13 protein-coding genes and 1 pseudogene are annotated in these 12,356 nt (G+C 40.2%); 6 read left to right on the top strand and 8 right to left on the bottom strand.

Annotation, left to right across the window (positions count from 1 at the left end; genetic code table 11):
* Window positions 1–36: 36 nt before the first annotated feature.
* Window positions 37–1,338: a sensor histidine kinase gene (locus L2764_RS01910; protein WP_248938638.1), complete on the top strand. Its 1,302-nt coding sequence runs from the start codon at window positions 37–39 to the stop codon at window positions 1,336–1,338.
* A gap of 238 nt (window positions 1,339–1,576) precedes the next feature.
* Here L2764_RS01910 and L2764_RS01905 read toward each other — a convergent pair.
* From L2764_RS01905 to L2764_RS01895, 3 genes and pseudogenes are all read right to left on the bottom strand, one after another.
* Window positions 1,577–1,921: pseudogene (locus L2764_RS01905) on the bottom strand (ATP-binding cassette domain-containing protein); the annotation flags it as partial.
* Between the two features lie 92 nt (window positions 1,922–2,013).
* Entirely contained in the window at window positions 2,014–2,331 is a 318-nt protein-coding gene (locus tag L2764_RS01900; protein WP_248938551.1) for an ATP-binding cassette domain-containing protein, read from the bottom strand.
* A gap of 134 nt (window positions 2,332–2,465) precedes the next feature.
* Window positions 2,466–2,774 (bottom strand): ATP-binding cassette domain-containing protein, encoded by a 309-nt coding sequence (locus L2764_RS01895; protein WP_248938550.1) that lies wholly within the window; start codon window positions 2,772–2,774, stop codon window positions 2,466–2,468.
* 615 nt (window positions 2,775–3,389) lie between these two features.
* Between L2764_RS01895 and L2764_RS01890 the strand changes: the two genes are divergently transcribed.
* Entirely contained in the window at window positions 3,390–4,712 is a 1,323-nt protein-coding gene (locus L2764_RS01890; protein ID WP_248938549.1) for an MFS transporter, read from the top strand.
* Window positions 4,713–4,731: 19 nt separating this feature from the next.
* On the opposite strand, the gene lptA is transcribed toward L2764_RS01890, so the two are convergent.
* Window positions 4,732–5,724, bottom strand: coding sequence for a lipopolysaccharide transport periplasmic protein LptA (gene lptA, locus L2764_RS28110; RefSeq protein WP_376708365.1), 993 nt, complete (start codon window positions 5,722–5,724; stop codon window positions 4,732–4,734).
* Between the two features lie 281 nt (window positions 5,725–6,005).
* On the bottom strand, window positions 6,006–6,941 hold the full coding sequence (locus tag L2764_RS01875; RefSeq protein ID WP_248938548.1) for an acyl-CoA thioester hydrolase/BAAT C-terminal domain-containing protein: 936 nt from the start codon (window positions 6,939–6,941) through the stop codon (window positions 6,006–6,008).
* Window positions 6,942–7,708: 767 nt separating this feature from the next.
* Between L2764_RS01875 and L2764_RS01870 the strand changes: the two genes are divergently transcribed.
* Window positions 7,709–8,038 carry a YnfA family protein gene (locus L2764_RS01870; protein ID WP_248938547.1) on the top strand — a complete coding sequence of 110 codons (330 nt, stop codon included), beginning with the start codon at window positions 7,709–7,711 and terminating at the stop codon, window positions 8,036–8,038.
* A 155-nt stretch (window positions 8,039–8,193) separates the two neighbouring features.
* On the opposite strand, the gene L2764_RS01865 is transcribed toward L2764_RS01870, so the two are convergent.
* Both L2764_RS01865 and L2764_RS01860 read right to left on the bottom strand, forming a co-directional pair.
* Window positions 8,194–9,072, bottom strand: coding sequence for a sulfurtransferase (locus L2764_RS01865; RefSeq protein WP_248938546.1), 879 nt, complete (start codon window positions 9,070–9,072; stop codon window positions 8,194–8,196).
* Between the two features lie 19 nt (window positions 9,073–9,091).
* A complete protein-coding gene (locus L2764_RS01860) occupies window positions 9,092–9,556 on the bottom strand; it encodes an aspartate-alanine antiporter-like transporter (protein ID WP_248938545.1) in 465 nt (154 codons plus the stop codon).
* A gap of 136 nt (window positions 9,557–9,692) precedes the next feature.
* Here L2764_RS01860 and L2764_RS01855 point away from each other — a divergent pair, with 136 nt between their 5' ends.
* Window positions 9,693–9,869 (top strand): hypothetical protein, encoded by a 177-nt coding sequence (locus tag L2764_RS01855; protein ID WP_248938544.1) that lies wholly within the window; start codon window positions 9,693–9,695, stop codon window positions 9,867–9,869.
* Window positions 9,870–9,920: 51 nt separating this feature from the next.
* On the opposite strand, the gene L2764_RS01850 is transcribed toward L2764_RS01855, so the two are convergent.
* Entirely contained in the window at window positions 9,921–10,649 is a 729-nt protein-coding gene (locus L2764_RS01850; protein ID WP_248938543.1) for an SDR family oxidoreductase, read from the bottom strand.
* 293 nt (window positions 10,650–10,942) lie between these two features.
* On the opposite strand from L2764_RS01850, the gene yghU reads away from it, so the two are divergent.
* Window positions 10,943–11,797 (top strand): glutathione-dependent disulfide-bond oxidoreductase, encoded by an 855-nt coding sequence (gene yghU / locus L2764_RS01845; protein ID WP_248938542.1) that lies wholly within the window; start codon window positions 10,943–10,945, stop codon window positions 11,795–11,797.
* Between the two features lie 89 nt (window positions 11,798–11,886).
* A complete protein-coding gene (locus L2764_RS01840) occupies window positions 11,887–12,252 on the top strand; it encodes a hypothetical protein (RefSeq protein ID WP_248938541.1) in 366 nt (121 codons plus the stop codon).
* Window positions 12,253–12,356 lie beyond the last annotated feature (104 nt).

Here is a 12,356-nt window from a genome sequence, read left to right as displayed (position 1 = left end):
AGTATTTCATGTTCTATCCGCACTAAGTTAGTGTTGATGTCAGTATGGATCAGTCTACTGAGCCTTGGGGCTGCGCTGTTATTCATGCGCTACTTTGGATCGAGTTCTTTACTTTGGAGCTTTTTATTGTCGGCTCTGATCACATTTGTTGCGAGTGTTTATGTGACTCGACACTTGTCTCAATCATTGAAAGCGTTAGAAGTCGGGCTGCTTAATTTTAAAGATAATGATTTTAGTGTCAGCTTACCAGTGGGGAAAGAAGAGCCATTTCAAACCTTATCCAAGCTCTTTAATCATGCATCGGACAGTTTACGTCAGGAACGGCAGTTTATTTATCAACGGGAATTATTATTAGATAAAGTGATCCAAAGTTCACCCAATGTGATGTTGTTATTTGATGATAACCATAAAATAATTTACGCCAATGATGCCGCGAGGCATTTATTTTATCGAGGCCGCCCTATTATCGGCCTCAGTTTATCCTTGTTATTAGACCGTATGCCGAGGGTGCTCTGTGAGGCCATTAACGATATGCAGGAGGGACTGTTTTCTTGGCAGAGTGATAAGGCTCATAAGAATGATATCGAAACAATGGAAACTTGGCATGTTTCCAGAGGACGTTTTTTATTAAACGGGCAAAATCATCATTTATTATTGCTTAAACAAATGACTCGAGAATTGGATCGCCAAGAAGTGCTTGTGTGGAAAAAGGTGATCCGTATTATCAGTCATGAGCTAAATAATTCGGTGGCGCCGATCACCTCTATGGTCCATTCTGGCAAGATGATCACCAAAGAGATGAACAATAGTCGCTTGAATTTGATTTTTGATACCATTGCCGATCGCAGTCAGCATTTAAGTCAATTTATCGCCGATTACTCCCGCTTTGCCAAGTTATCATTACCGCAAAAGGAAGCCGTCGATTGGGATAGCTTTACCGCTCAATTAACGCAGCATTATTATTATGAATTAGCTTCAGCGTTACCTAAAACAACCGATTTTTTTGATGTAATCCAAATGGAGCAAGTGTTAATCAATTTATTAAAAAATGCTCATGAATCAGGATCAAAGCCTGATGCGATTCAATTGCTGATTAATACAGGTTTATCAATAGAGGGCCAAGCGGGAATAGAGATGATTATTCAGGATAAGGGGGATGGCATGTCCAGTGAAGTATTGAAACAAGCATTATTGCCTTTTTATTCGACTAAGCAATCGGGCACTGGGATAGGATTGCCCTTATGCCGAGAGATTATAGAAGCTCATAATGGGTTATTGAGTATGCACAATAGGCCTCATGGTGGACTTAGAGTGAAACTCTGGTTACCTAAGAGATAGCCACTCGAGATTAAATTATTTTTCATTCTGTTTTAGGTACCTGTTGAATTAGTTTTAAGGGGACAGCAATGATGGGGGGGACGTGATTATTGTGTAATAGACTCACCGCAGTTTCAACTCCCGTTTGACCAATTAATTTGGGCTGCTGGGCAACTGTTGCGGTGAGCTGTCCTCGTTTTACCGCCGCTATTCCAGCCGCTGTGCCATGAGCCCTTTGGCAATAGCGACTTTCTGTTGGTTACCCCCCTGATAAATGGCCCACATCTTGCTGTAAGCTAGGCGTTTTAATATTAAAGGTATCGATATAATAGCGGATTAAATCATGCTCTACGGAGAGGTGAATATGTCCGCTAAAATGACTGAGCATTTTTAAGGCCGAAAGACTCATATTATCTCTGACCGATAAAGATAAAATGAGACCATCACCCTTTCGGTCTTCTGATATATAGACTAAGCCCGCTTGTAAACTTTTATTGGGGGAGGTGAGATTAACGGGGATGTCATCAATGGTTATTTTCCCTTCCCTAAAAGGGAGTGCGCCATAGATGAGTTTCATCAGCTCAGTACGCCCAGCTCCTATTAACCCTGAAAGCCCTGCATTTCACCCGCGTTAACATGAAAGCTTAGATTGGTGATGTTAATACCATTGTCGGTGACACCACTGAGATGCTCAACTTACTGTCGAGCATTTCCTTGGGGGGCGTTAATTTTAGGGTATTGTTGATCGAGTGGACGATCGACCATTAATTCAATCATGCTGTTTTTAGTCAGCGCGGTGATGGCTTGTTGAGTGATGGTTTGCCCATCTCTTAAAATGGTGACTTGATCGCAGATTTGAAAGATTTCAGGGAGCCGATGAGAAATATAAACGATGGCGCAATTTTGCTGTTTAAGTTGTGTAATCACGTTGAATAAGCTTAGGGTTTCGGTATGCGTTAGCGCATCAGTGGGCTCATCCATGATAATGATCAGCGCTTTGGCAATCTCAACCATTTGTTGCTCACCGAGTCTCAGTTGACTGACTTTTGTTTCTGGGCTGTGGGTGATGTTGAGTTGTTTGAGTAGCGCATGGGTATCCGCATGCAGTTTCTTTTTTAAAATATGCCCATATCGAGTCGGTTCTCTCCCTAAAAAATATTGTCGGCGATGGAGAGTTCTGGGATGAGATTTAGCTCCTGATGGATAATACAGATCCCTTTATCTTGGGCGGCTTTGGGGTGATGAAAATGTTGTTCTTTCCCCTGAAAAATTATTTTTCCAGCATCCGGTTTAATGACACCAGAAAGCACAGCCATGAGCATCGATTTACCCGCCCCATTTTCGCCTAGTAGTGCCATAGCTTGACCGGCATATAAAGATAGAGAGGCTTGGTTTAATGCTCTCACATCAGAATAATGCTTGGTGATGTCAGCTAGTTGCAGGATCGCTTGGCTCATTTTTATATTTGCAATGAAAATTAACGTGTCAATGTGAAGGAATAACCATAAGGTTAGTTGTTATAGTGAACAATGGCGAATTGATAACAAAGATCATAGAGAGTGGTTGAGTATATTAGGGAAGGTTAAATCTGTATTATTTGTTATTAACATTTATTTAAATTGTGCATTGTTGTAATTATGATTCTTTTTGTGATTATTTTACGGTTAATACTTTTCATTTTTTAATAATAAATAGAGTTTAGCGTTAAGTCGTAGGCTCGTATTATGTCTTTTACTAATAATTCATATCATTATGATTAATATGGATAATTGTACGTTTGTTTTATATGGCTGATATTGTTTTTTGTTTTTAAGGCCTTTTTTGAGTTAATAAAATGACAAATTAAAAGTTTTAAAAAACAGGAACTTTGAGAATAAATCCGACTTGTTATAGCATGTTGGCTTGTTTTGCTCGCATAAAAATAATGGAAAGCCTGATTGCCGAATACTCCATTGAGGATCATTATTAATCCTTGATTTTGCTGATCATAAAACATTATTAAGCCGGCATGATTACTGATCTCGGATTTGATTATTGATACGACGAGATCTTAAAAACAGGTTTAGATTATTATGTTTAATTTTTTAAAAGCAGCCCCGATAAAGCCAACCATGACTTCTTCTGAGAAAGTGGATACGGATTATAAATTTTGGCGTTTACACCTGATGTTTACTATGTATATCGGTTACGCTGTTTTTTATTTTACCCGTAAAAGCTTTAATTTTGTTATGCCAGCGATGGTTGCTGATTTAGGACTGGATAAGTCAGATATCGGTGTGATTGGCACGTTATTTTATCTCACCTATGGTTGTTCTAAATTTGTTTCAGGGATCGTGAGTGATAGAGCTAACCCTCGTTATTTTATGGGGTTAGGTCTGATTGCGACGGGCGTTATTAATATTTTATTTGGTTTGTCGTCATCCATTCTTGTGTTAGCGTCTCTATGGATGTTAAATGCGTTCTTTCAAGGCTGGGGTTGGCCGCCTTGCTCTAAATTACTCACCACTTGGTATTCTCGCTCAGAGCGAGGGTTCTGGTGGTCGATTTGGAATACCTCTCATAATGTGGGTGGGGCAATAATTCCCCTTTTAGTGGGTTTTTTAACCCTGCATTACAGCTGGCGTATGGGCATGATCGTACCGGGTTTTTGTGCTATTGCGGTGGGGGTGTTCTTATGTTGGCGTTTGCGGGATAAGCCTCAAACATTAGGTTTACCGAGTATTGGTGAATGGCGCCAAGATAAGCTTGAACAGGCTTATGAGCATTCAGATGAAGGGTTGAGTACTAAAGAGATATTGTTCAAATATGTACTCAGCAATAAATATATTTGGCTATTAGCGTTAAGTTATGTGCTGGTTTATATCGTGCGGACGGGGATTAATGATTGGGGAAACCTGTATTTAACCGAAGAGCAAGGTTACGATTTAATGACGGCTAATGGCGCCATATCGTTATTTGAGATTGGCGGGTTTATTGGCTCGTTAGTCGCGGGCTGGGGATCCGATATTCTCTTTAAAGGTAATCGTGGGCCAATGAATTGGCTGTTTTCTATTGGGATTTTGATTGCTGTTTCTGCACTTTGGTTTTTTCCTTCACAGGGATACTTTGTGCAGGCTGCTTGTTTTTTCGCGATTGGTTTTTTTGTGTTTGGACCTCAAATGCTCATTGGTGTGGCGGCGGCGGAGTGTTCACATAAAGATGCGGCAGGCGCTGCGACAGGGTTTGTGGGACTGTTTGCCTATATGGGAGCGGCACTTGCTGGCTATCCTTTAGCACGCATTATAGAGCTGTATAGCTGGACAGGCTTCTTTACTGTATTAACGGTGTCGGCTGGGGTTGTGGGATTATTACTTATCCCTTTTTTACGTAAACAAGCTGCAACGACTGGAATGTAATTATCACATAAATAAATGCCTATTTTAGTTGATAAAAGTAGGCACTTTTCTCTATTTCAAGTCTGACTCTGTTTATCTCTTTCTTTGCTGCTGGTAAGTTTTTATAAGGGCCGATTAATAGTCGAGACATATCGCGGCCTTTTAAACGTGTTGGATAGGTTCTGTATGAAAAACCGCTTTTCTTTATTTTTTTGATGAGGCTATCTTGGGAATGAGTTTGCGCGAACACACCGACTTGAATGTACCAGTTATTTTTATTGGCGGGTGTGATGCCTATTATTTTTGTTGGTTTTTCTTTGGTGACGGCGCTAGCGCTGGCTTGAATGGGAGTGGTTTTTTTTGGTGGAGCTTGAGTAATGGCAGGATTTGTTATTTGTGCAGTTGTTCTATTAGTATTGTTGATTTTGGGTTGAGGCACGTTTTTAGACACCGCCGTTTTTTGCTTGTTATTGTCACTTTTATGCACTGATAGGTTTTTCTGGTTTTTCTTCTTGGGATTGCCTTGCTTGCCGTTGTCTTGATAGTTTTCGGCTTTTATCACCGTTGTGACTCTATCCCTACCTTTGCCCCCACTTTGTGCTGTTAATTTTTGTTCTAACATATTGTATGTAATTGAGCTGCTTTTTACTTTACTGCCACTTTGTTCTAGCACTGCATCACCAGAGAGTTGTAATACACGTGTGCTGAGATCATAACGGATCTCTTTTGCGCTGGCGGAGGCGAGTAACCCATTATCCATTGTTTGTGAATAGGTGGCGGGGTTGCCTATGGCGATGAGGACTTTATGATCCCCGCCAGCTTTTGAAAATGCGCGCAGTGTTTCAGCGGTGATGGTAATGGAACCTTGAGTCACTTTCACTGGGCCATTAAAGATCATTTGATTATTCTTAATATCAGCTTGTTGATTTTTTGCCGAGATGATGACTTCTTGTTGCAGATCATTTTGTAAAGCAAAGGCGTTAACGCTTAATAATAAAAATAGGCTTGCAAGTGTTAATATGTGATGCTTCATCGTGTTCTCTTGTTGAGTATACATAATGAGCATAGTCTTGAGATCCGTTTGATGACAGTGGTTTCATAAAAATTTGATTGTCTTTTCCTTGTTGATCACTTTAATAGGGTTAACTCGATACGCCTGTATAACATTGAGTCAATAAACTTAAATTTCTGGATGCTTAGGCAGAAAGAAGTAATGGGGGCTGAGCACTAAAGCGACTCAGGTTTTTAGGCTTAAGAGGCTTTAGTTTTATAGTGAAGTGGTTTTAGCGGATTCAGTGATGAAAATAACAATGATCAATGCATTGCAATTTTTGCATTTCTTGAACAATTCGAGGGGTTTTTAGTGATCAAATGTTCTTCAAAGAAATCATAAATCTTATCATCTTGACTCATCCAAGCCCCGTGCTCACCTGCGGAGGTAATATGTTCAAAATGATAGGGAAAATCATTATCTCTGAGTCTTTCCATCATTTTCTCTGACATTTCAGTGGAAGGCCAGTGCATATCATTAATCGCCGATATAAATAAAACAGGCCCATTAATATTTTCGACTCTTATGGCTGCATTTTCCACGGCTTCTTCATCTTCTAACATGATTTCGATACTGGATTTTAAGTCGTGAGTAAAATAGGTTAAAACAGAGTGGGCTGAAACGGGAACGAAGGGGATCTGTTGTCCATTGATAGAAAATGAAGAGGTTGCCATCGTATTAGTGAGACCTGCAAATACCACATTGCTTGGAACGATCCCTGCTACTGCCTTAATGTCAGAGTAGTGGCTGCCTAAACTTAAGGCCAGCTCAGCTCCTTTAGATACACCGATAATAGCAATACAGTTTTGATTTATTTGAGGATGATTTGCTGCATCAATAATGGCTTCGTGTACGCCAGCTAAATCAATTCTATCTAAAAGTTTAGGCGTTCCATCTTTGCCAAAATAGTCTAATGTCAGTAGCGCATAACCTTGATTGGTAATGGCTTGGCGTTTCTTGGGACCCATTGAGGCGTCACTGTTCCAATGATGATGAGTTTCCTCTCCACCTAAATAAACAATTAGTGGTTGTTGATTGCCTTGACTCAAATTAAGTTCAGAATGCACTTTACCGTGGTGTTCGGGTAAATTGACAGCATTAGGTCTGACTCTTAAGTAAGAGTGATAAGCGGTAAATAAAATGAGAAGAGCGAGAAGAGCGAGTAAAATCCACTTTGTAAATGATGTAAATAATTTCATTGAAACATCCTTTCCATTGTTCATTACACGTATCGATTAAAGTATTTTTTATTATTTTGTTTTTAATCTATCTCAAGTATATAATATACCTATATTTTTATAGATACCCCCCCTCTATATTTATCAATTATTGATTCATCCCTGCTGTTATTTTTATGACATTAATAATAAGCGGCAATTGCTCAACTTACTGTTTTCTTATCATAGACTAAAATTTGAATATAAAGTTGTCAATGTTGATTAATGGTTTTAACTGTGTTTATTTTTAGTGGGTGATATGGTGTTAGTTGTATCTGTTGTTGTTAGTTAATATTTCAGTTGATTGTAAAATTAAGCAAAGATGATGCTGTTTATATTGCAGAAATAGATAATCTCATGATTTTTAAGTAATAAAGTTTTTATAACGCTATGAAAGTAAGGTTTAATATTTCTATACTAAAGGGTTAATACTTTAGATTAGTAGGCTAAAGGGTAGTTTTAAGCTGCTTATTATATTGAATCTTGGTATATGGTATTTTTCTCTATCATCTAAATTATTATCGCTTTTTTGTTTTTTAGGAGGGGCTGAATTTGGATCATGAATGGCGACAGTTTATGTTGTTGCAAAGCCTTTGTTATTATTATTCGCTAATCAGTGCTCAAGTGCTCAAGTGCTCAAGTGCTCAAGTGCTCAAGTGCTCAAGTGCTCAAGTGCTTTAGGCTATGAGGATAGAAAAACTGATGAATGCGGGTAATGAATTTACTTAATTGAACGAGTTTCTAATCGTATGTTTGAAATTAAAACCTTAGCCCTTTTTGTTATTACTGCAATTGCTGAAATTATTGGCTGTTATTTGCCTTATTTGTGGTTAAAAGAAGATAAGAGTGCTTGGCTATTAGTCCCTGCAGCATTAAGCTTAGCGTTATTTGCTTGGCTATTATCTCTACATCCTTCAGCTGCGGGAAGAGTGTATGCAGCTTATGGTGGAGTCTATATTTTTGTGGCTATATTATGGCTATGGGGCGTGGAAGGTGTAAAGCCTAGTGGTTGGGATTTCTTAGGGGCGTCGGTGGCCCTTGCTGGAATGGCGATTATTATGTTTGCCCCAAGAGGGTGATATGGTTCGAAAGAGAAGATCTTCATCGGGTGGGCTCTTCTCTTGTTTATACCCGTGATACATCAAGATACAGGATCCCACTGAAATTAAAAGCCTTTTAGACAAGGCGTTGAACAAAGAACTAGGTTCTAAGCAGATATGTCGAATTACACCGCTTATTGTTCAATCGGATTGTCAGTAAATTTCGTCCATTGGCTCCATGAACCGATATAAATTTTATAGTCATCAAATCCTGCTAGTTCCATTGAAAAGGCATTATGGCATGCGGTTAACCCAGAGCCACAACTGTGTAATATCGGTTTAGGGGCATTGTGTTGAACCAGTGATGAAAAATGAGCAATTAATTGATCTTTTGGCCGAAAATAGCCCGCTTCATCGATATTTTGTTGGCAAGGATAGTTCACAGCACCCGGAATATGCCCCTGCACAGTATCAATCGCGTTGGGCTCGCCGTTAAATCGAGATGTGGATCTGGCATCAGTGATGAAGTTTGTCCGTTTCTTTGCGATTTCATTTTGTACCGTTTGCATATCAACATATGCGCTATCATCGAAATGAAAATCATGTGTGGAAGCCGTTATGGTCGGTAATGCGTAGCTGAGAGGTAACTTTGCATCCTGCCAAGCTGTAAAGCCACCATCTAACAAAGAAACATCGGGGATATTAGTCCAGCGATGTAACATCCACCATAAACGAGCCGCAAATAAATTCCCTTTATCGGCATAAATGATCACCTTGCTGTTGGGATATAATCCCCATGCTTGGAGTTGTACATTAAAATCGGTATGCGTGGGTAAAGGGTGGCGACCTGACGTGGCGGTGATCGTGCCCGTTAACATCGTATCGATGTCTACAAATTGGGCTTGGGGAATATGCCCTTTATCAAAACTGGCTTTGCCATAAGAGGGCTTGTCTGCTGTTGTCGGTGTAGGTAAAGCATAACGGCAGTCAAAGATATGCAGTGGTAACGCATTATTTTCAACGCTTGAGTGCGCGTTGATTAACTGATTGAGTTCGAATGCTGCGATTAACATATTACTGGCCTTGTATATCTTAAATGTGAGGAGAACATGATTTTTTGGCTTGATCAGACACACCGCTCAATTGAGATATGGCATCACCTTCGGTGTCGATAATGGATGATGGCGTTAATTCCCCGGCCGCTAGCCTGCTGCTGTACCTCGATCGCGGTTTAAACGCCCAATCTGCTGCGAGTACACAAACGAGTCCGGTGACCGTCATGACAACGGCAGAAAGTAATATATTGAGTGCACTGAAAAAGCGAGGGCCGCCCTGAAATCCGACCGCATAGATAAAAAGCGCAAAGAAAATATTTCGAATACTGCTGTCAATATCGACGCCTATTGGGTCCACAAGGACACGCATAATTAACGTACCCGCCAGCCCCCCTAATACAAAACGGCCGATGGTGAGTTTACCCACCAAGTAGCCTAAGGTGAGGGTGATTAATAGGGCTATAAGTGGCGATGCTTTAAAAAGAGAGTGTAGGATGCCCATATCAACACCTAAATAAAGAAGGTGATTAAAAATTAGTCCATCATTAAGTGTTCTGCTATTGAAATGACTGAATCAAATAAACAGGACTTTTTATTTTGTGCTTTATTGATTTGTTTTTAGAACGCAGGAGCATTCTATGGATCTTGTTAAACAAGGAGATGAGGTGATGTATTTTGATCCTAATTTCGGCGCTGTGACACATGATGTGAAATTTGAAAAAGTGTTCTTAGCAGGTATAAAGGAACACATTCGGAAAGAATACACCCTCCCTTTAGAAGGAAAGGTGTTACTTTATGGCTTAAGTAAAATTTAAAGCTAATGTGTGATTGGAGCAAAGATGGATAATTGAAGATTAGTCCTCACTTTATTCTGCCGTGATCAGCGCATCGGAATAGCTTTGGTAAGCACTTTCAAAGTCTTTTGAAACCGGATCGGGGAATAAGTGGAAGTCGCCAGCATTTAGCGAACTGACAATGGCTTGTGCAACGCTTGCAGGTGAAGCGCCATCAGGAAACCCCACTTGCGCCGCCATATCGGTATCAATGGGGCCAGGGTGAACGCTTAATACGGTAATATTTTTATCTTTTAATTTTTCCTTTAAGCCTTGGGTGATTGAATAGGCTGCCGCTTTAGAGGCGGAGTAAAAATCAACGCCAGAGAAGTTTTTAATGGATGCGACTGAGTTTAGTTGCACTAAGGCGCCGCCACCATTTTTCTCTATAACAGGTACAAGTGCATTGCTAATACGAAGCAAACCATAAAGGTTAACGGAGAGCTGTTTATCGAGCGCGGCTTCACTTTGATCTTCCAATAAATTAGTGAGTTCAAGTACGCCTGCATTATTGACGATAATGTCAAGATCGCTAACTTTATCAGCAAGTGCAGCAATTGAGTTGGCATTAGCCATATCGACCTGTAAGGTTTGTACTTTATCAGCATGCTTAAATTCAAGCTCTGTGGTCGTTTCGGGATCACGTACTGCTAAATAAACTTTCTTTGCTCCCTGCTCGATAAAGGCCTCGACAATGGCTTTACCTATCCCCCTATTAGCACCTGTGACTAACGCGACTTTATCTTTAATTGATACGCTCATACTCTATTCCTTTATTATTTAATGTGCTTGGCTTGGGTGTTCACCGATCCATGGTTTATCGGCGTTTGCTTATTATGTACTACTTGGTATACAATAATAATGTACCAATGGGTACATATGTGTCAAGTGTTTTTGGCGATAGAATTTTTTGTGGAAATTAAATGATTTAGTGTAAGTAAGTGATACAGAGAGGTAACACTTTTAAAGGGATAATAAAGTAGATGTTGAGATAGTGCACTTTGAACATGAATTTGAGTGACTTGAGACCGCGAAGAAAAAACTAAGGAACTACGATGGAAAATGAATATGTCCCGCCCAAAAGATGGGCGATGAATGATGAAAATGGTGGTCAATGGGCGAGTATCAATCGACCTGATTCTGGTGAACGATACAAGCAGGCGTTGCCGACAGGTGTACATGCATTACAGCTTTATTCTATGGGTACGCCTAATGGCCAAAAGATCACGATTATGCTTGAAGAGTTATTGGCATTGGATGTGTTAGGTGCTGAATATGATGCGCATTTGATTAATATCGGTGATGGTGAGCAGTTTTCATCTGGCTTTGTTGACATCAACCCAAATTCAAAAATTCCTGCGTTGGTGGACTATTCAGGTGATAAGCCTATTAAGGTGTTTGAATCGGGTGCCATTTTACTTTATTTGGCCGAAAAATTTGGTCATTTTTTACTGCAGGATATACATACTCGCACTCAAGTCATGAATTGGCTTTTTTGGCTGCAAGGCTCAGCGCCTTATCTTGGTGGCGGTTTTGGGCATTTTTATGCTTATGCCCCCGAAAAGTTTGAATACCCCATCAACCGTTTTACCATGGAAGTAAAGCGTCAGCTAGACGTACTCGATAAGCAGCTGGCAAGTAATGCATATATTGCAGGCGATGAATACAGTATTGCCGATATGGCCATATGGCCTTGGTACGGTAATCTTGTTTTGGGCAAAACCTATGGTGCCGCTGAGTTTTTAGAGGTGAATAGTTATCGACATGTGCAACGTTGGGCTAAAGCCGTCTCTGAGCGAAAGGGCGTGCAACGAGGCCGTATTGTCAATCGTACTTGGGGTGAGGACTCAGAGCGTTTAGAAAATCGTCACAGCGTAGCTGATATTGATCGCGTGTTGAGTAAGCGCTAATACCAATTTCATATTAAACAGCGCAGAGTGAAGTATTAAGTCATCTATACTTAATGCTTCTTCAATAAATGGCAACAAGGATGTTAGCTATGCCCGCTTTTACGGTGAATATGCTGCCTATCATAGTGCTGCTATCTGGGCCTTATGTCATGATTTTTGTTATGTGGGCTTTTTTACGCAAGCGAGATAAAACGTTAGCGCTACCGATTGATAAAGCGAAGCTCTTGAGGGGGCCAAGCTTTGGAGTGTCAGAGCAATTATTGGATAAAAAATGGTGTTTATTTGAATACCTAATAGTAATGGTTATGTTAGGAAACCTTCCTTTCGCCATTATAGCACTTGAAGCTATTTCTAATGGTAATCACTTTCCTCTGTTTTATGTTCTTTTCATTATTATTGTCGTGGCTTTCTATGCTGTAAAAACGTGGCGGTTGATGCAAGATTTGACTAATTAACAAACGGTAAACCCCCGGCTCTGCCGGGGTGACTCGCATAGGTTTCACCTATACCGCGGTATAGGTAGGCTCAAGTCTCGACCAAAAGACAGGAGAGCAACCTA

Origin of the sequence: Shewanella surugensis (assembly GCF_023284005.1) — a bacterium.
GTDB lineage: Bacteria > Pseudomonadota > Gammaproteobacteria > Enterobacterales > Shewanellaceae > Shewanella > Shewanella surugensis.
The sequence above is the reverse complement of the archived record's forward strand: the minus strand, read 5'-3'. Positions and strand labels throughout refer to the sequence as shown.